Below are 18,622 nucleotides of genomic sequence, written 5' to 3'. Positions count from 1 at the left end.
ATGCGCACAACCTCTCGGCAGCTTGCGCCAAGCGGTATGGCCAGTGGCGTTCTGCAACGCAAATGCGCATGCGGCAATCACAGCAGTGGCGGTGACTGTGAAAGTTGCGCAAGGAAAAAAGTACAGCGCAAATTAACAATTGGTGCAACATCTGATCCGCTGGAAATAGAAGCTGATCGCATTGCAGATCAAGTGATTACCAAAGGTGTGGTCGGTGACGTTGCTCCCACTGCTGTGAGTAATATCCAGCGCAGGTCATCACACATACCGGAAGAAGGCAGAGAAATTCCAGATACAGTCAATCACACACTGGCAGGCACGGGTAATCCTTTATCGACACAAGTGCGCACCGATATGGAAACGCATTTTGGCCACGATTTTTCGCAAGTGCGCATTCATGTGGATAACACAGCAGCGGCCTCGGCGCGCGATATCAATGCGCGCGCCTACACGGCAAACAACCACATAGTGTTTGGCTCCGGCCAATACGACCCACAGGGAAATAGCGGTCGCCATCTATTGGCCCATGAACTCACCCACGTGTTACAGCAATCGGGAAATACCATTCGCCGCGCCCCCACTAAAGGCGAGGCCATGACTGACGCCGGTGACCAATGGGTGCAAACAGATGCCTCTATCAAGGCGGAAGTCGACAAATTGAAAGCCGCGCTCAAAGAGATTAAAAAAAGTAAAAATCTCGCATTTAATAAAAAAGTCGGTGCACCGCTTATCGACAAACTAGCCAATCTCGTGCCACTGGATGCAGCAAAAGTTACCTCGCTCAAAACAACCTGGGATTGGTTTGTTAACAGTCCCGGTGATAAGAGTTTCAACGCGAAAAGGCAAAGCTTCCTGGATGAATTCCAAAGTCCACTTTCAAAAATCTCCGACAGCCACCCTGATTCCCAAGCGAAGTTTTGGCTGAAAAATACGCCCTCCCAAGCGATGGACTTACTCTATAAAGTGGCTGACAGCGATCTGCCTGTCGCTGAGCTTTATGTTTATGCGGCACGTGAAGGCATGATCCAGTTGGTACGCGATCAATTGGGCTTGGGTAAAAAAGACGAGCCCTCAAAACCACAACTGAAATCCTTCGATACCAGCAAAAAAGTGGATGGTTTTGATTATCTGGGTGCGGATGATTTTATGACAGAGCTGGATGCCAAGCGCGAACCTATGCGAGGCTTTTTGCCCAAAGGCTACGATCTCACCAAAGTGAAAGAAGTTAAACATATCAACGAAAAAAGCCGCGAAGTGCGCTCGGCAGAGTTTCCTAATTTATTAACAGCCTTACAAGGTATGGCGGCCATTATGAAACGTCGTCGAAAATTATTTTTGGAAGATGCCAAAGCCGAAGGTTACGCCACACCTACAACTGAAGAGTTGGTGTATTGGACTTACCTTTATTTCAACACCGGCGAGTTTGGCGGCAAGGCTCAGCTGCAAAAATACAAGGGTAAACGCAAATTGTCTGATTGGATCACAGCGAGAGAATACCCGAACTCCATCGTAGTGCTGGATAGTTACAAAATGCTCAAAAGTATGGATAGCAAAACCAAATTATTTTAAAAGCGGCAATGTGGGCGATCAACATGACTGCCTCTTCAGCCCACCTGAATATCAAAAACGAGGAATAAAATGCCAACCGCCCTACAAAAGAAAATCGATGATGTGTTTTATAAATTTCACTTAAAGGTAAGGTTATGACCAGCTTCCCTGGCACCCCCAAAGTGATTAAAGGCGGCATTGTGTTGATCGATCCGGTGAGTGGTGCCGTGCAGCGGATTATTGCCTTGCAGTACAACCCCGACAGTATTTCGCGCAGTTTACAGGTGCAGGGTATTGGCGAGGGCGGCGATCGCTCGGAGGCATTGCGCTTGAAAGGCCCACCAGTGGAAACGATCAAAGTTGAGGCGGAAGTGGATGCGACCGATCAGTTGGAAATTGTCGATGGTATTGCCATCAGCGTGGGTTTGCATCCGCAATTGGCAGCACTGGAATTAATTATTTATCCATCGAGCAGCCAGTTGCAAACCAGCAACCGTTTGGCGCAGAGCGGTACTTTGGAAATAGCGCCGATGGAATCGGCCCTGATGTTATTTATCTGGAGCCAACAGCGCGTAATACCTGTACGGCTTACAGAGTTCAGCATTACTGAAGAAGCCTTTGATGTATCCCTCAACCCCATACGCGCCAAAGTCAGTTTGGGTCTACGCGTGCTCAATGTGAACGACCTGGGCTTTAACCATAAAGGCGGCAGTTTGTTTATGAGTTATTTGCAGCACAAAGAACAGTTGGCGAAAAAGTTGGGGAATGGGAGTTTTGCGAGCCTGGGGATTAGTGGCGTTTGAGGATGACGACTCCCGCATGAACACAAGGGCGTTTGTATTTAACACGATTTAATCAACGGAAACCGAAGGAATGACTGACCCTAATTTAGCTTTACAGCAACTTTTCCAACTGAGCGCGACTGCTTCCAGCCTGCCGCCCACCAGCCGTTATTACGGGCTGCCGGTGCAGGTACGCGAAGCGGCCGATGGCACCAGGACGGTGTATTTCCAGCGCAGGCTCGTGCCGCAACCTGAACGGTTTGATTTGCTGCAGGAGTATGTCGTTACCCAGGGCGAACGGCTGGACAATATAGCGGCACAATTTGTCGGCAACCCCGAATTGTTCTGGCGGCTGTGCGATGCCAACCGCGCATTGCATCCACGCGAACTTGAAGAAGCGGGCTTTCGCTTGCGCATTACCTTGCCCGAGGGAATTCCGGGAGTGCCCCATGCTTAAGGGTGTGCATCTCACGCTGATGATCGGCCCGGTGGTGCCGATTGCAGTACCACAATCGGTGCTGGAGGCATTGACCGAAATTGAGGTTTCCGCCGGCGAAAGCGGTGGCGGCTTCCAGCTGAAATTTCGTATCGACAAAAACTCACCCCTGCACATCCTGTTTTTGCTAACCGGCGGCAACCCGATTTTGCTGATGCGGGTGGTGATTGTGGTGACCTTGAATGGCTCATCCACAGTGATCATGGATGGCGTTATCACCAACCACGAAATGGCCTCGGGCGGCGACACCAGCCATCCGGTGCTGGTGATTACCGGCGAGGATGTCAGCCGGGTGATGGACTTGATCGACTTTAGCGGCTTTCCCTTCCCTGCCATGCCGGCCGAGGGCCGGATTGGGCTGTTGCTGCTCAAATACGCCATGTTCGGGGTGATCCCCATGGTGATTCCCAGCGTCATGATTGATGTGCCCATTCCCACGGGCAACATTCCCGCACAGCAGGGTACGGATCTCAAATATATACAGGCGCTGGCCGCCCAGGTGGGCTATGTGTTTTATGTGGAGCCGGGGCCAGCGGTGGGTACCAACATTGCTTATTGGGGGCCGCGCATTAAGGTCGGTGTGCCGCAGCCGGCACTCAATGTGGATATGGATGCGCACACCAATGTGGAAAGCCTGAGTTTCAGTTTTGACAACCAGAAGAACCGCCTGCCGATTGTGTATATCTACAACGAGGCAAGTAAAGTGGTTATCCCCATTCCCATTCCACCCATCACCCCCCTTAACCCGCCGCTCGGGCTGGTGCAACCTTTTCCCAGCAATCTGGGCGATCTCAAGCCCTTCCGCGCCGATCTGTCCAAGTTCTCTATACCCAAGGCGATCATGATCGGCCTGGCCGATGCGTCGCTCGCCGCTGATGCAGTGACCGGTTCGGGCACCCTGGATGTATTGCGCTATGGCCGGTTGCTCAAAGCGCGTTCGTTAGTAGGCGTGCGGGGCGTGGGTACGGCTTACGATGGTTTGCATTACGTCACTAACGTAAAGCACAAAATCAAACCGGGCCAATACAAACAAGAGTTCCAACTCAGCCGCAACGGGCTGATTTCGACGATTCCGAAAGTGATTAATTAGGGTACTGGCATAAAGGGCGGTGGCATGAATGAGTAGTGAGACAGAAGGCGCAGCCAAGCGCTATTACGGCAAGTATCGCGGCACGGTGTTCATGAATGTAGACCCGGAGCAACGCGGGCGCATTATGGCCATGGTGCCGGATGTGCTGGGGATTATTCCCTCCAGTTGGGCCATGCCCTGCTTTCCCATCGCCGGCAAGCAGAACGGATTTTACGCGATTCCCAAGGTTGGCGACGGCGTCTGGATCGAATTCGAGCAGGGCGATCCCGACTATCCCATCTGGGTAGGCAGCTTCTGGGGAATTGTGGCCGAGGTACCGCTGGCAGCGCTGGCGGGCAACCCGGCTGATCCCAATATTGTCATCCAGTCATTGCTGCAACAGGCAGTAATTATCAGCGACTTGCCGCCCGCACCGCCACCACCGGTGATGCCGCCGGTACCGACAACGGGCGGGATCATCCTGCGCAGTACTACCGGTGCGTCCATAGTGGTGAACGACGCCGGCATCTTCCTCAATAATGGCAAGGGCGCCTCGGTGGAGTTGTTGGGTCCCTCGGTAATGATTAACAAACTCGCACTGGTGGTGACGTAAATGCCCGGCTTCCTTGTACATCTCGGCGCCCAAGTGATGTGCGCCCACGGCGGCCAAGCGACACCCACGGCGCCCAATCCCCGCGTCATGGTGAGTGGCCAGCCGACAGTAACCATAGCCGCGCCCTATGTCGTGGCCGGTTGCGCCTTTCCGCCGCCGCCCAATGGCAACGGGCCCTGTATTACTGCCAATTGGTTGATGGGCACCACGCGGGTTCTCTCCAACGGCCAGCCGCTGGTGTGCCAGAGCAGCCAGGCCATATGCGCGCCCACCGGCACGCCCCTGATTATTGCGGTTACCCAACCGCGCGTTACTGCTCTGTGAGGACATTATGGACGATATAGATTTTCCCCTGCATTTCGATCACCGCGGCCGCACAGCCCAGACATCTAGCGATACTGCCGGGCACACTCCGCATATCCGCAACCTGATTGAACAGTTTCTGTTTACCAATACCGGCGAGCGGGTGAACCGGCCGGATTTCGGCAGCGGTCTGTTGCAATTGGTGTTCGCCCCCAACAGCCCGGAGTTGGCGGCAACTTTACGCTTTACGGTACAGGCGGGTTTGCAGCGCTGGCTGGGAGATGTAATTGAGGTGCAAGGGCTGGAGGTGACCAGCGAAGAATCCAGCCTGCGCTTGCACTTGCAATATCGGGTGTTGCGTACCGGTGAAGTCCGGCAGGATACTTTTGCCAACACCTCTGCTGCAACTGCCTCTGCCGGTACAGGGGGTGCGCTATGAGCCAGCTCAGCTGTAACCACGACCACCGCCGCCAGCTTGTGCGCGAGCAAAAAGGGTGGAACGGGCTGGATTTTGTCGAGGTCAGCGATAACCAGCAAGTGCTGCGCGTCTATTTCCTGGGCAAGGCGCCAGAGTACATAAGTGCAGGTAATGTGCTGATTCAGGGTGGACGGCGGATTACCGATATCCATGTCACCGGTATTGCAGTAGAGCGTGAAGTTGACGACGATCTTGACGACTATATGCAGGTATTTGTCAATAAGTATGGTGATTACTCCACCTACCAACTGCTATTGGTAGAGCTTGATCCAGAGACCAATCGCCCACTGTACGATGGTGAAGGTGCGCGCCGTAAACCCCGCCCGCTGGCCGGTTTTGACCCGCGTTACAGCCAGTTGGAGTTCAGTTTTAAAGTCAGTTGCCCCAGCGATCTCGATTGCCTGCCACCGCCGGCTTGTACGCCGGTTGCCGGAGCTGAGCCTGACATCAACTACCTCGCCAAAGACTACGGCAGTTTTCGCCAACTGATTCTCGATCGCCTCGCCCTCACCATGCCCAATTGGCGCGAACGCCATGTGCCCGACCTGGGCATTACACTGGTGGAATTACTGGCCTATGTGGGCGATCACCTCAGTTACTACCAGGATGCGGTAGGTACAGAGGCCTATCTGGATACCGCCCGCCGCCGGGTGTCCGTGCGCCGCCATGCGCGCTTGGTGGACTATCACCTGCACGAGGGCTGCAACGCCCGCGCCTGGGTGACGTTGGCGGTAGATGCCGACTATAAGGATCTTCTGCCTGGCGATTTTTACCTGATCACTACCCTCAACGACCAGGCCACACTACTCACCCCCGAGCAATTGCCCAAGCCCTCAAAACATCTGGTTTTTGAGCCGCTGGTGCCAGACCGCCAAGCGACAATCCCGCTCTATCTCGCCCACAATGCCATCCGCTTTTACACTTGGGGCGATAGCCGCTGCTGCCTGCCTAAAGGTGCCACCAGTGCGACCTTACTCGACCCAGGCACAGCCTCGCCACCGGATCAGGATGATGACGACTGCCATACAGATCATCCCGAGCTGTCTCATCACCAGACATTGCAAAGCCGCCATCCCCAAACGCAAATACAAACGCCAAAGGACAGCGACTACAAGCTGCACCTCAAACCCTGCGACATCCTTATCCTCGAAGAAGTTAAAGGCCCCACCACCGGTCACTCCGGCGACGCCGATCCACGCCATCGCCAGGCGGTGCGCCTTATACACGCTCATAAGGGGCAAGATCCGCTTACGGGCAAACTGCTGTGGGAAATTGAATGGACGGCGGAAGACGCGCTGGATTTTCCCCTCTGCATCAGCGCCATCAACCGCGAGGATTGCTCCCCCATTGAAGATATAAGCCTGGTGCGCGGCAATGTAATCCTAGTGGATCAGGGCGAAACCAAAGGCGAGGAATTGCCGCCCGTACCGGGTATAGAACAGGCACCCGACTGCGACGATCACTGCCTGCCCCGCCAACCCAAGCAGCTACCCGGCCGCTTCCAGCCGTTACTTGAGCGCGGCGACCTCAGCTTTAGCCAGCCATTGCCGGCCTGCAGCACCCGTCATTGCGGTCACCACCATATCACTCCGGCGCGAGGGCTGTTACAGCAAGATCCGCGCGCCGCCTTGCCGGTTATCAGCCTGAGCGAAACGCCCGGCCTACATAACAACAGTGACAATTGGCAACCCAAAGCCGACCTGCTCGCCAGTGACAATAACGACCGCCATTTTGTAGTGGAAGTGGAAGAAGACCGCCGTGTCCAATTGCGCTTTGGCGACGGCGATTGTGGTCGTCAGCCGCTGCCAGGTACCCGCTTTACCGCCAGTTACCGCATTGGCAATGGCAATCGCGGCAATGTGGGTGCCGAGGCCATCAACCATATCGTTTTCAAAAACCATCTACCCCAAGGTGTAGGTTTTGTGCAGGTGCGCAACCCCATCGCGGCGAGCGGTGGCATTGATCCCGAGCCTCTGGCGGAAGCGCGGCTTTACGCACCGCAAGCCTTCAAAAAAGTTCTGCAGCGGGCCATCACCCCTGCCGATTACGTTGCCATAGTGGAGCGCGATTTTGCCGGACGGGTACAACGGGCCGCCGCCCGCCTGCGCTGGACGGGCAGTTGGTACGAAATACTGGTGGCGGTTGATCCTTTCGATGGCCGGGCGGACGAGCACCTGCTGGGCGAGATCTACAGCCACCTTTTGCGCTACCGCCGTATCGCCCATGACCTGGTAGTCGCCTGGGCCAGCTATGTACCAGTGGATTTCGCGCTGGGTGTCTGTGTGCAACCCAATTACCTGCGCGGCCAGATCAAGGCGGCATTGCTCGATGCCTTTAGCGACCGGCGCCTTGCAGGGGGGCTCACCGGCTTCTTCCACGCCGACAACCTCAGCTTTGGTGAAGGTATACAACTGAGCGAACTGGTTGCCCGCGCCCAATCAGTGGAGGGTGTTACCGCCGTAAAAGTGCTGCGGTTGGCGCGCCAGTTTGAAGGCTTGCCCGAAGACAAAAACCCCAACGGTGCCCTGGAGAGCGGCATATTGTCTCTGGGTCCCCTCGAAATCGCCCTCTTGCGGCAAGATCCTGACTACCCCGAGCAAGGCAAGCTCACTCTGGATATACGAGGTGGACGATGAACAATCTAACTGGCTCCTCCAATAACAGCTGCGGCTGCTGCGCCGGCGGTACACACAAAGTCGACAGGCCCAAAAACCGGGCGGGTTTAAGCGAGCTGCGCTACCGTGTGGGCACCTACGCCAGCTTTTTTGAAACCATGCAGGCGCGCCTCTCCAGCCGGGATTATCCGGCCTTGGCCGGCCTTAGTACCCGCGCGCCTGACGATCCGTCCATTGCTTTGCTGGATGCTTGGGCAACCGTCGCCGATGTGCTCAGCTTTTACAATGAACGCCAGGTGAATGAGGGCTATTTGCGCACGGCGGGTTTACAGCGCTCCGTTACCGAGCTGGCCCGGCTGGTGGGTTACCAGCCCCGGCCCGGTGTGGCATCCAGCGTTTTCCTCGCCTATACCATGGATAGCAACGCCAGGCAGGAGACGGTGATCCCCAAGGGCACCCGCTCCCAAAGTATCCCCGGCCCCGGCGAGCTGCCGCAATCGTTTGAAACCAGCGATCCGCTGCAAGCGCATAGCAGTTGGAACCAATTGCAGCCGCGCCTGCAGCAGCCCTACCACATCACCCGTGACAAGGCATTGACGATAGATCGGCTGCATTTGGACGGCACTGCCCTTGGCCTGAAAGCGGGTGACCATCTGCTGCTGGCCTTTGGTGATGGAGAAAGCGACCGCTACATCCGCAAGGTACTATCCGCCGAGCCGCTGTTGCAGGAAGGCAAAACCCCAGTGCTATTGCAGCCAGTGTTTGCCGATCTCAACCTGAGTGATGTAACAGAACTCCTTAAAGAGGCTGAGCACAAGTTTGGGACGATTGATCCAGACAAAAAGTACTTCGAGCTGCTCAGGAGTAATATAGCCTTGGGTACCTGGCATACGCTGGTCGAACTTAAAGAAGGTGCAATAGCGCTGACAGATACCCTCAACTGGGATAAAGGCAACAATCTTAAAGGGCCCATAACGGAGTTTTTTACACAGTTAAAATCCCACAGCCAACCCGGCATAACCCCCACATCCACCAACTTGACGGATCTTACTGCCAGTCTGCTGCAACCTGGTCGTTTACAGCCACGCAATGCCCTGCAGCAAATCCGCTCGGTGAAAGAAGGTTTTAAAACTAATGCTGATGCGGCGCCCCAATTGCTGGTTAAGTTTGCGCCCCGGCTGGGCGAGTATTTCTATCCTGCCCTGGCCAGCGCTAACCTCAACCCTGTCCAGCCCGAGTTGAAAGCTATCTACGCCCTGCGCCTGACAGCGCCGCTATTTGGTTATAACGCGCCAGTGCGCACCGGGCTTATCCCCAACGATGATAAAAATGGCGGGCTGGACATCTCGGCTAACGATGCAGACGGTGCCGTGCGTTTTATCACCGCTCCCTTGGCGAATGATTGGCCGCTGCAACATGAGGCAGCCGATGTGCTTTCGCTCGACAACCAATACGACAACCTGCTACCGGGTGGCTATGTGCTGGTACAGCGGCCGATTGGGAGCAGCTCCGCGACCCGGCGGACGTTGCTCAAGCTTGCCAATGTGGTTCAGCAGCCGCGTAGCGACTATGGCCTGAGTGGCAAAACCAGCCGCTTACTGCTGGATCAACCCTGGCGCCTGGACAGTGAATTCTCCCGCATTGATCACCAGCGCAAGGTGCTCGTTCGCACCCAAAGCGAGCTACTGCAACTGGCGCAAGAGCCCATCCATGACGATATAGGCCTACCGCTGCGTAGCCCTCAGGACACAGATGCCCAATACCAGAGCAAGGTGAACAACAGCAAAACCATAGATCTGGACCAGCTCCATCCCGGCCTGCAAGCCGGGCGCTGGCTGATAGTTACCGGCGAACGCGCGGATATAGAGGCCACGGCCGGGGTAATCCAGAGCGAGCTGGCCATGCTGGCCAATGTGGAGCAAACCTTTAACAGTACCTTGCCGGGCGATAAAACCCTCAGCCGCATCACTCTGGAGACACCACTGGCCCACAGGTACAAACGTGCGACCGTGAAAATCCACGGCAACGTCGTTAAAGCCACCCACGGCGACACCCGCTCCGAAACCCTTGGCAGCGGCAGTGCCAGCCTCAGCATGCAGGCGTTTACCCTCAAGCAGCCACCACTCACCTATGTATCTGCCACTACCCCGGCGGGGGCGGAATCCACCCTGGAAGTTTACGTCAACGACCTGCGCTGGCACGAAGCGGACTCCCTGGCTGGCCAGTCACCCAATGCACGCTTGTTTGTCACCAAAACCGATGACGAGGCCAAAACCACGGTGATCTTTGGCAACGGCAAAGAGGGTGGCCGTTTGCCATCCGGGCAAGAAAATATCAAAGCGCGCTACCGCAACGGTATAGGTAAAGCGGGCAATGTGGGCGCCGGCCAGATCAGCTTGTTGGTCGCCCGGCCCTTGGGGGTGAAGGAGGTTATCAATCCCCTGCCGGCCACTGGCGGCGCCGACCGCGAAACCTGCGACCAAGCCCGCGCCAATGCGCCGCTGGCGCTCAAGGCGCTGGACCGGCTGGTATCGGTAAAAGACTACGAGGATTTCGCCCGCCTGTTTGCCGGTATCGGCAAAGCCAACGCACGGGAATTAACGGATGGCAATCGTCGCCTGGTACACATCACTATCGCCGGTGCCGATGATATCCCCATCGATGAAACTTCCGATCTCTTCCAAAACCTGCGGCAGGCATTGCTTGAAGCGGGTGATCCCAACCAACCCCTGCAACTGGCGATGCGCGAGCTGGTGTTTGTAGTAATCAGCGCCAATATCCGTTTGTTGCCGGATTATCTGTGGGAGCCAGTGGTGACTAATGTCCGTGCAGCGCTGCTGGATACCTTTGGCTTTGCCCGCCGCCAGTTCGGCCAACCACTCTATTTGAGTGAGGTGATCAGTTGTATCCAGGCGGTGCGCGGGGTGGATTATGTAGATGTGGACTACTTGCGCGGCGTACCCGAAAAAGAGGTAACGCCCAATGGTGAACGCCGGTTGGTGACGCTGGAAACCATCACCCGGTTACTGACGGAGGATCCCGGCAGCGACAGTTCCTCGCAGTTTATAGACCAGAGTAAAAGCCAGGACGACGAACAGGATCCCCGGCCTTTCCTCCTGGTCAACCTGGCCGGCAAGGAGGGTAAAGGCATTCGCCCGGCGCAGCTGGCGTTCCTCAATCCAGAGGTACCCGCCACCCTGATACTTAACCCGATAAATTGAGGTAGCTATGGCCAAGGTAACTGTAAAGGACTCGTTGAAGGACGCTGCCAGCAATGATCGTCTCTACCAACTTCTGCCCTATATCTACCGGCTGCGTGACGCCGAGCAGGGCGAACCCTTGCGCGCCCTGTTGCAGGTGATTGGCGAGCAGGTAAATCTGCTTGAGGCCGATATAGCGCAGACCTACGACAATTGGTTTATCGAAACCTGTGAAGAGTGGGTGGTGCCCTATTTGGGCGACCTGATCGGTTTCAACCAGGCAACCCCGGCAGGCGGCGCCGGCCCTGTGCCACGGCGCGATCTGGCCAATACCCTCGCCTATCGCCGCCGCAAAGGCACACTGGCGCTGCTGGAATTACTGGCGGCGGACATTGCCCGGTGGCCGGCGCGGGCGGTGGAGTTTTTCCCCCTGCTGGCGCACAACCAGCATCTCAACCACCGCCATTTAAAACGCGGCCAATTGGTAGACCTGCGTCAGCCCCAGCACCTCGCCTGGCTCAATTCGCCCTTCGATAACAGCGCCCACACGGCGGATGTGCGGCTGATCAACTCGCCCGTGGCCGACCTGCGTAAACCGCCACAGGGCCGATACAACCTTCCCAGTGTCGGTCTGTTTGTATGGCGGCTGCGCAGTTATCCCGTCACTGAAACCCCGGTGCTGTCGCTGGAGCAGCGCAATTGCTATACCTTTAGCACGCTGGGCAACAACGCGCCCCTGTTCAGCCACGGGCAAACTCAGGACGACCCTGGCGAAATAGACGGCCGCGTCAATGTCCCCGCACCTATCACCCGATTGGAATTTTCGGACGATAACGGCAAGCACGCCTCACCTCATTATTACGGTGAGGGCAAAAGCCTCGCCATCTGGGCACCCGGCTGGCCCAAGGCCGACTCCCCCCAGCCCATTCCCATCGCTCAGGTGATCGCCGCCGACCTCAGCATTTGGGATCACTACAAACCACCTAAAGACCATGTGGCGATAGATCCAGTGCTGGGCCGCATCCTCTTTCCGCCCCGCCAGCTGCCGCGCAACGGGGTGCGGGTGTCCTACCACTATGGCTTTAGCGCCGATCTGGGTGGGGGTGAGTATTTGCGCCGCATCACACCGCCGATTTCCGGTTTGCGCTTTGGCGTCGGTAAAAACCAACAATACACCAGTATCAAGCTGGCGTTGGAAGCCTGGAAAGGCGAACTGGATTTACGTAACACCAACAACCAGCCGCAACCAATGGATGCGCTGATTGAGATTGCCGATAGCAGCCTCTACGAAGATGCCATCCAGATAGAGCTACCCGCCGGCCATCACCTACAGCTTGCTGCCGCCAACGGTGCCCGCCCGATAATCCGCCTGAATGATCGCCCTGACCAGCTTTGGGTTAATGGTGGAGCAGGCAGTTATCTCACGCTGGATGGTTTGCTAATTGCAGGTCGCGGCCTGCAAATCGAGGGTGAAGTTGCCGGCGTTATTATTCGCCACAGCACCCTGGTACCCGGCTGGAACCTGGAGCCGGATTGCGAACCCGAACAACTGGAAGAACCCAGCATAGATATCAACAACGCCTGGCCTTGCCTGACCATAGAGCACAGCATCCTCGGTTCTATTCAGGTCAATAACGACGAAGTGCAACATGATCCCCTCACCATCCGCATCAGCGACAGTATCCTCGACGCCACCGGCAGCGATTGCGAAGGCCCCGCCTGCGAAGCCATCGGCGGCTACGGTTGCAGCCTCGCCCATGTATGCCTCACCCTGTTGCGCAGTACTGTATTCGGCCGCATTGATGTCCACACCGTCGAGCTGGCGGAAAACAGCATACTTCTGGGTAAGCTTAAAGTCGCGCGCCGGCAGCAGGGATGTATGCGTTTCTGCTACGTTCGCCCCGGCTCGCGCACGCCTAAACGTTATCACTGCCAGCCGGATCTAGCGCAAGAGCAGGCTCGTCAGCAACTGCAAGGCGAAGCAGAGTTAACGGACATACCCGTCAGTGATGCAAATTTGGAAGAGGCAATCCAGGCGGCGCGCGAACGGGTGAAACCCCAATTCACCAGCCAGCGCTACGGCAACCCCGGCTACTGCCAGTTGGCCATCACCGGCCCCAGCGAGATCGCCGAGGGCGCCGACAATCAATCCGAACTGGGCGTTTTCTACCATCTGTACCAGCCCCAACGCCTGGCCAACCTGCGCGCCCGGCTGGAGGAATACACCCCGGCCAGATGCGATGCCGCTGTCATACCCGTTAACTAACAAAGACATTGATGTGATAAGGAGACAATCATGAAAGGCGATTTTTCCCGGGTCAGTTTTGATTCCAGCAAACACTTTACCCGCGTGCTGCAACAGCAAGGGCGCGTCCAGCTGGACGCCGACTGGAACGAGCAGGCGGCCATCTTCCTGCACTATTACCGCCGTCTGGCGGCAGATTTGATTGGTCCCCATGGCGGACCGGCAGATGAACTGAACGTCGATAACGTCGTGCAAAAGCGCAATCTGGGTTTCGCCATCATCACCGATACAGGCGCGCTGACTGAAGCCAGTGACTTCGAGCGCGAGCACCTCCAAAAGCTGATCTCTACCCCCGAGGAAAACGGCCCGGTTGTCATCAGCAAGGGGCGCTATTACGTCAACGGCCAGTTGGCAGAAGCGGAGGATTACTACAGCCTCTATCGCCAGCCGGATTACCCTTGGCCACCGAGTGAAAATTTGCGCGCAGGCCGCTATTTAATTTATCTGGATGTCTGGGAGCACCACGTCACCCATATAGACGATCAGAGTATCCGCGAGGTAGCGCTGGAAGGCGCCGATACCACCACCCGTGCCAAGCTGGTATGGCAGGTGAAAGCCGAACCCGTAGCGCAGAATTTTGGTTTGGATGAGGCAGGCGATGGCTTTCTTGATGTGCTTACGCCCAGGTTTTATCCCGAACACTACGGCCTGCTTAAAGTAAAAGCCAAATACGAAGGCAAATCCGGGCCCTGCATCAGTTCGCCCCAAGCCAGCTATCGCGGGCTGGAAAACCAACTCTACCGGGTGGAAATCTATTTTGAAGGTACCAGACCTTGGTTCAAATGGTCGCGCGACAACGCCAGCGCCCTGGCCGCCGTCGAGAGCCTGTCAGGTCATTTGGTAAAAGTGGACGATGCGCGCGGCTTTGCCATAGGCCAATTCATCGAGCTAACCAGCAGCGCACAAGAATTGCGCGGTCGCGCCGGGCCACTCTACAAAATCAAAAAAATCGAAGACAACGAAATCTTCCTGGATACAGAAGCCATAGTGGCGCCGTCTGATCTACCCACCGGCGAAACCTGGCCCACCAAAGCCCGCCGCTGGGACGGCAGTCAACAGCTCAAAGAATCCACTAACGACTGGCAAATACTTGCCGACGGCGTACAAGTACAATTCCAACCCGCTCCCGGCGGCGCCAAACACCAATACCGCACCAGCGACTACTGGTTAATCCCCGTCCGCACCGCCACTGGCAATGTAGACTGGCCTGACGACAAAGCCCTCCCACCCCACGGCATAAACCACTATTACGCACCACTTGCGATAGTGGATGTTTCATCGGCAGGGGCAGTGAGTTTCTTTCGGGAATTGCGCAAAGCATTTCCGCCCCTGGCGGTGGAGCTTTGAGATGCGTCTTTATGTAATCCAATTTCGAATGAAATTATTTTCTATTTTAAATTGGATTACAGATATAAAACCCCGTGTAGTTCTTTGCTGCGTCATCCATCTATGAAATAAGTCGCCAGGCAGGTGATGAGTAATCCTCTCTCTAAACAATAGGAATAGTTGTTTTATGTCTCCATCGTGAAAATATCTTTTTGGCCCAACATCTTCACATTGGAACCTTCTTGCAATAAGACTAACTTCATTTGTCTTATTGCGCGCAAGATAACTACCCAACATTGCGCCACGATTATCTCATTTGCCAAATTCTTTCGCATGGATAACCAACAAGAATTACAAAACATGGGAGTGTTCGAATAAATAAACTCTATTCGCGCACTGAAACAATTCACAGAAAAGCAATAAAATAACTTTATCAGCTAAGTGTGGAAGCCAATACCAGAATAAGCAATAATATCTACAATAAAATTGTGCGAGATTACCAACATGTCCAACAATAATTTTTTACCACCATTACATCCTGGATTTCGCTATCATATTGACATTGTAGGTAATGAAAAAACACCAGTATTGATAGTGGATAATTTTTTATATGAAGCGGAAGCTTTGTTGGGTTTTGCAGTAAAGTTTGGCGATTTCCATGATGGAACAGATTATTACCCAGGCATACAATCCAAAGTACCGGATTTTTATAGCGAGGCCCTGCAAACTTATTTGCGCGATATTATTTGCCAAACATTTAACATCACGCCGGAAAATATCAGTCATTCCCAATCTATGTATTCCCTGGTGCTAACACCGCCATCCAGATTGGCACTCCCGCAATCGCGTCCGCATGTTGATACCATAAATAAACACAAATTGGCTTGTGTTCATTATCTTTGCACACCAGACAAAGGCGGCACATCGCTTTATCGACACAGAGCAACAGGGTTTGAGCAACTTTCCCCTGAGCGGATGGATATCTATGCCGGGCATCTTTCGAAAGAAGAGCAAGACACTAGCTGGCATAAAAAATATATCAATGGCTCCAATCAATATTACGAAGAAATTGGCCGTTATGAAGCAAACTTCAACCGGTTGATTATGTACCCCGGCGACGTATTGCATTCAGCGTCTATCCCTGAAAATTTCCAGTTCCGCCCCAATCCTGTTGTTGGTCGCCTGACGCTGAACAGTTTCATTTATTTGAAATAATATTTTGAGTCAAGCCAGGTGAACTAACCTGGCTCATATAAATTTATGCATCCCATGCTGTCGCTTTGCAGTAATACTGCAAATAATCATGATGTGAAGGCATTTTCTGGACAGTTTGCCTTACATAATTTCTGATATCTTCCAGAAATCTTTTCAATTCAGCATCTGTCATTTCATTAGCCACCGCATGATAGCGCTCGGGAATAACGCCCTGACCTACCATCACGTGTAACCAGGATGGTTCTGCAAAAAGTTTATACGGTGATTCAACAAAAAACTTACCGGTTTCCTTAAATAAACGTATGCAATGCTCAAGTGATGCAGGGATAGGCATATTTTTACAGTAACGCCAGAACGCACTGTCTTCCCGCTCGGTTAAATGGTAGTGCATTACAACGAAATCCCTTACGGTTAAAACTTCTGTTTTCATCTGTTTATTATATTCATCAGCATCACAGCCACGGATTCCATCATGAGGAAACATTTGTATAAGCCGTGTTATGCCTCGTTGGATCATATGGATACTGGTAGATTCCAACGGTTCAATAAATCCGCTTGCCAAACCTAAAGCTACACAATTCTTGTTCCAGTATTTAAGGCGCTGCCCTGCTTTAAAGCGAATGATTTTTGGCTCAGAAATTAAACGTCCATTAATTTGTTCCAATAAGGTTTTTCCAGCTTCATCGTCTGACATATAGCGACTGCAATAAACCAATCCATTGCCAACTCGATGCTGCAATGGAATTTCCCAGCGCCAACCAGCGCGATGTGCAATGGCTCTCGTGTAAGGCACTGGCTCACGCACAGATTCAGTTTGCACTGCAAGCGCACTATCGCATGGCAGCCAGTGCGACCAATCTTCAAAGCCGGTATGCAAAGCCTGTTCAATTAATAAAGCACGGAATCCGGAGCAATCGATAAAAAGATCGCCATCAATAACTGCACCGGATGCCAACCTGATAGATTGGATATGTTGGGCTTTATCGAGAATAACGTCTTCTACTTTGCCTTCAATACGTGTCGCACCTGCTTTTTCGGCAATATTTCGCAAAAACCTTGCGTAGAAACCGGCATCGATATGATAGGCATAGGTTAAGGTTGCATTAGGCATATGGGCAAATTTATTCTGCAATGCCGCTGTATACTCCACCGAATAATCGCTCAGTGGATAATTCACACCTATATCCAAACCTCTACGCCAAAAATGCTGAAAGCTGGCAGCCCATGTATCCTTGCCGGTATAACCGAAGGGATGGATATAGTCCTCGCCCACATTTCGCCAATTTTCAAAAGAAATCCCTAACTTGATCGATCCTTTCACCGCGGCCATAAATTCTTGTTCGTTAATATCCAAGTAACGATTAAGCAAAATCAGTGGCGGCACTGTAGCTTCACCCACACCCACGGTAGCTATTTCTTCGGATTCTACCAAGGTGACTTCAATACTTTTGCCGAGCAATCTGGAGAAAGACGCAGCAGCCATCCAACCCGCTGTACCACCGCCTACAATCACGACTTTCTTGACTTTGGTTGTGTAATTCATTTTTTCTCCAGTCTCTCTAGCAGCTTCTTATTTTCTGCACTGTATTTTTATCGATTCAATTTATTCAGCGGTTTACTTTATTTAACGCTTCAATTGATTTTTCACTTTATTAATTTATCGCTTTAACTGGTTTAAAAGGCGCGCCAAAATTTTCCGGGCATTCTCATCGGTCAGCTCACCAATAGCACCCTGGGCTTGTTCCGGGATATGCTGGAACTCGGCCTTGTCATAATCAAATACATAGCGATCAAACATCAGTCTCCAGGCATTGCGCTGCGCAGCCGGTAAGCCGCGAATTGATAATATCGAGTGAAACAAGGCATTAACTGCCTGTCCATAATAGGCGGGCACATCTTTAAACCAGTAATTCACTAATATATTGAGCGAGCCCAAGCTTTCAACGTGATGCCACCACATGCTCGGAATAAAAATTCCATCGCCCGGCTCAAGATTGGCGACTTGTGCGTGTTGTAATGCCGCTTTGAATTTTGGGAATTGTTCAAAGTCAGGATTATAAAAATCCACCAAACTGATTGCTTGCCCCGCCGGCGTTTTATCGAGCGGGCCAACATACAAATTCTCCATTTGATCAAAAGGAAATAATGTAAATCGCCGATGACCGACTACCGAGCATGCAATATTAAGCGGACTATCCCAATGGGCTGCGATACGGCATTTATTGGATAACCAAATACTAACTAAAGGATTATATTGATCCAAACCCAAATCATTTTCGGCACGAAACCCCGGCAAATAAGAATCCACATTGGTTGAACCAATATAAATACTCGGGGGATTAGTATTATCACTGTGCAATGCCAATTGTTTGAGCGCAAAATCAAGTTGGGTACTGACAGTGTCGTAATTAAACCCTGTCAGTTTTTCATCATAAAAAATGCGGCCGTTATTTTCCGGCTTGCCCAAAAAGGCCAAAACCTCCTGGCCTTGATAAAATTGCAGCAAATATTTTGCAACATCTGTATTGGATTCCAACCCCGCTTTCACAATGGGCCAGGAGGATGCCAAACCTTTCAGGATTAATGGTTCAGAAGAGGCAAATACGTCGTCCGGAATCTGGCCAGGAGAACAACCTTCGATTACCTTAACGCTTCTTTTAATATCGATCATA

Annotated in this window: 14 protein-coding genes; 12 read left to right on the top strand and 2 right to left on the bottom strand. The window is 53.4% G+C overall.

The genetic code is table 11. The annotated features are described in order from the left end of the window. From AC1RJL_RS05270 to AC1RJL_RS05215, 12 genes are all read left to right on the top strand, one after another. Positions 1 to 1,569: an eCIS core domain-containing protein gene (locus AC1RJL_RS05270; RefSeq protein WP_492911692.1), complete on the top strand. Its 1,569-nt coding sequence runs from the start codon at positions 1 to 3 to the stop codon at positions 1,567 to 1,569. 134 nt (positions 1,570 to 1,703) lie between these two features. Further along, a complete protein-coding gene (locus AC1RJL_RS05265) occupies positions 1,704 to 2,351 on the top strand; it encodes a hypothetical protein (RefSeq protein WP_492911691.1) in 648 nt (215 codons plus the stop codon). A gap of 70 nt (positions 2,352 to 2,421) precedes the next feature. Further along, positions 2,422 to 2,787 carry a hypothetical protein gene (locus tag AC1RJL_RS05260; protein ID WP_492911690.1) on the top strand — a complete coding sequence of 122 codons (366 nt, stop codon included), beginning with the start codon at positions 2,422 to 2,424 and terminating at the stop codon, positions 2,785 to 2,787. Next, a complete protein-coding gene (locus AC1RJL_RS05255) occupies positions 2,780 to 3,916 on the top strand; it encodes a hypothetical protein (RefSeq protein ID WP_492911689.1) in 1,137 nt (378 codons plus the stop codon). Before AC1RJL_RS05260 ends, AC1RJL_RS05255 begins: the two co-directional genes overlap by 8 nt. 28 nt (positions 3,917 to 3,944) lie before the next feature. Further along, positions 3,945 to 4,508, top strand: a complete 564-nt coding sequence (locus tag AC1RJL_RS05250; protein ID WP_492911688.1) for a phage baseplate assembly protein V — start codon at positions 3,945 to 3,947, stop codon at positions 4,506 to 4,508. Beyond that, entirely contained in the window at positions 4,509 to 4,832 is a 324-nt protein-coding gene (locus tag AC1RJL_RS05245) for a PAAR-like protein (RefSeq protein WP_492911687.1), read from the top strand. Positions 4,833 to 4,839: 7 nt separating this feature from the next. After that, a complete protein-coding gene (locus AC1RJL_RS05240) occupies positions 4,840 to 5,250 on the top strand; it encodes a GPW/gp25 family protein (protein ID WP_492911686.1) in 411 nt (136 codons plus the stop codon). After that, positions 5,247 to 7,925, top strand: coding sequence for a putative baseplate assembly protein (locus AC1RJL_RS05235; RefSeq protein WP_492911685.1), 2,679 nt, complete (start codon positions 5,247 to 5,249; stop codon positions 7,923 to 7,925). The genes AC1RJL_RS05240 and AC1RJL_RS05235 overlap by 4 nt, the downstream gene beginning before the upstream one ends. Beyond that, positions 7,922 to 11,125, top strand: a complete 3,204-nt coding sequence (locus AC1RJL_RS05230; protein ID WP_492911684.1) for a putative baseplate assembly protein — start codon at positions 7,922 to 7,924, stop codon at positions 11,123 to 11,125. The genes AC1RJL_RS05235 and AC1RJL_RS05230 overlap by 4 nt, the downstream gene beginning before the upstream one ends. Before the next feature lie 7 nt (positions 11,126 to 11,132). After that, the gene (locus AC1RJL_RS05225) at positions 11,133 to 13,370 is read left to right on the top strand and encodes a hypothetical protein (RefSeq protein WP_492911683.1); all 2,238 of its coding nucleotides are present in this window, start codon (positions 11,133 to 11,135) and stop codon (positions 13,368 to 13,370) included. Between the two features lie 30 nt (positions 13,371 to 13,400). After that, a complete protein-coding gene (locus AC1RJL_RS05220) occupies positions 13,401 to 14,756 on the top strand; it encodes a DUF6519 domain-containing protein (RefSeq protein WP_492911682.1) in 1,356 nt (451 codons plus the stop codon). 483 nt (positions 14,757 to 15,239) lie between these two features. Then, the gene (locus AC1RJL_RS05215; protein ID WP_492911681.1) at positions 15,240 to 15,950 is read left to right on the top strand and encodes a DUF6445 family protein; all 711 of its coding nucleotides are present in this window, start codon (positions 15,240 to 15,242) and stop codon (positions 15,948 to 15,950) included. A 43-nt stretch (positions 15,951 to 15,993) separates the two neighbouring features. Here AC1RJL_RS05215 and AC1RJL_RS05210 read toward each other — a convergent pair whose 3' ends face one another. Both AC1RJL_RS05210 and AC1RJL_RS05205 read right to left on the bottom strand, forming a co-directional pair. Continuing rightward, the gene (locus tag AC1RJL_RS05210) at positions 15,994 to 17,493 is read right to left on the bottom strand and encodes a tryptophan halogenase family protein (protein ID WP_492911680.1); all 1,500 of its coding nucleotides are present in this window, start codon (positions 17,491 to 17,493) and stop codon (positions 15,994 to 15,996) included. A 114-nt stretch (positions 17,494 to 17,607) separates the two neighbouring features. After that, positions 17,608 to 18,621 (bottom strand): cupin-like domain-containing protein, encoded by a 1,014-nt coding sequence (locus tag AC1RJL_RS05205; protein WP_492911679.1) that lies wholly within the window; start codon positions 18,619 to 18,621, stop codon positions 17,608 to 17,610. Position 18,622: the final 1 nt, after the last annotated feature.

The sequence above is a fragment of the Cellvibrio sp. GW822-FHT04B05 genome (assembly GCF_058800985.1).
Note: the sequence above shows the minus strand (reverse complement) of the source record. Positions and strands in the feature narration are given on the sequence as shown.

What these genes read in the sequence shown, in the direction of transcription:
- AC1RJL_RS05225 (WP_492911683.1), top strand. Translation starts at nt 11,133, where the DNA reads ATGGCCAAGGTAACTGTAAAGGACTCGTTGAAGGACGCTGCCAGCAAT.
- AC1RJL_RS05235 (WP_492911685.1), top strand. Translation starts at nt 5,247, where the DNA reads ATGAGCCAGCTCAGCTGTAACCACGACCACCGCCGCCAGCTTGTGCGC.
- AC1RJL_RS05260 (WP_492911690.1), top strand. Translation starts at nt 2,422, where the DNA reads ATGACTGACCCTAATTTAGCTTTACAGCAACTTTTCCAACTGAGCGCG.
- AC1RJL_RS05255 (WP_492911689.1), top strand. Translation starts at nt 2,780, where the DNA reads ATGCTTAAGGGTGTGCATCTCACGCTGATGATCGGCCCGGTGGTGCCG.
- AC1RJL_RS05205 (WP_492911679.1), bottom strand. Translation starts at nt 18,621, where the DNA reads ATGATCGATATTAAAAGAAGCGTTAAGGTAATCGAAGGTTGTTCTCCT.
- AC1RJL_RS05240 (WP_492911686.1), top strand. Translation starts at nt 4,840, where the DNA reads ATGGACGATATAGATTTTCCCCTGCATTTCGATCACCGCGGCCGCACA.
- AC1RJL_RS05210 (WP_492911680.1), bottom strand. Translation starts at nt 17,493, where the DNA reads ATGAATTACACAACCAAAGTCAAGAAAGTCGTGATTGTAGGCGGTGGT.
- AC1RJL_RS05270 (WP_492911692.1), top strand. Translation starts at nt 1, where the DNA reads ATGCGCACAACCTCTCGGCAGCTTGCGCCAAGCGGTATGGCCAGTGGC.
- AC1RJL_RS05265 (WP_492911691.1), top strand. Translation starts at nt 1,704, where the DNA reads ATGACCAGCTTCCCTGGCACCCCCAAAGTGATTAAAGGCGGCATTGTG.
- AC1RJL_RS05245 (WP_492911687.1), top strand. Translation starts at nt 4,509, where the DNA reads ATGCCCGGCTTCCTTGTACATCTCGGCGCCCAAGTGATGTGCGCCCAC.
- AC1RJL_RS05230 (WP_492911684.1), top strand. Translation starts at nt 7,922, where the DNA reads ATGAACAATCTAACTGGCTCCTCCAATAACAGCTGCGGCTGCTGCGCC.
- AC1RJL_RS05250 (WP_492911688.1), top strand. Translation starts at nt 3,945, where the DNA reads ATGAGTAGTGAGACAGAAGGCGCAGCCAAGCGCTATTACGGCAAGTAT.
- AC1RJL_RS05215 (WP_492911681.1), top strand. Translation starts at nt 15,240, where the DNA reads ATGTCCAACAATAATTTTTTACCACCATTACATCCTGGATTTCGCTAT.
- AC1RJL_RS05220 (WP_492911682.1), top strand. Translation starts at nt 13,401, where the DNA reads ATGAAAGGCGATTTTTCCCGGGTCAGTTTTGATTCCAGCAAACACTTT.